This window comes from Neisseria sp. P0022.S010 (assembly GCF_051956635.1).
This window is the reverse complement of record NZ_JBQCXF010000909.1, coordinates 1-445: the sequence shown is the minus strand read 5'-3', so window position 1 is coordinate 445 and position 445 is coordinate 1. Positions and strand designations below refer to the sequence as shown.

The 445-nt window shown below is 52.8% G+C and carries 1 protein-coding gene and 1 pseudogene; one reads left to right on the top strand and one right to left on the bottom strand.

Features of this window, described 5'->3' with window-relative positions; all coding sequences use genetic code 11:
• Positions 1 to 195: pseudogene (locus ACTHUT_RS22055) on the top strand (hypothetical protein); the annotation flags it as partial.
• Here the strand turns inward: ACTHUT_RS22055 and ACTHUT_RS22050 are convergent.
• The coding region (locus ACTHUT_RS22050) for a hypothetical protein (protein WP_440419952.1) at positions 192 to 445 on the bottom strand (254 nt) is incomplete at its 5' end. The pseudogene ACTHUT_RS22055 and the gene ACTHUT_RS22050 overlap by 4 nt on opposite strands.

The window sequence follows — 445 nt, the reverse complement described above, 5'->3', positions numbered from 1 at the left end:
GACACGACCCAACACAACACCCCACACAAAAAACCAACCGAAAAAACAACCACACCAAAAAACGCACACAACCACACCACCACGCAACCCCCCACCAACAAAACCAACAATACGACCCACAACGCGGAAACCAATCCACGCCCCAACGACAATCCCCCACCAACCCACGCCACAAGCGGCAACCACCCGGACTAACTAATCCAAAAATACACCAGCAACCAAGACATCCCCCCCTCCGACACCCAAAAAAACAACCTAACCACACCCAACCACAACACCACCCCCACAACAACACCCCACCCCCACCCCCCCCACCCCCCAACAAAACCCACCCCAAAACCCACCCAAACCCAACACAAACACCCAAACAAACAAACCAAACCAACAACCAAACAACAAACCACACCCCACCCAAACAACACCCAAACAAACAACAAACCCCACA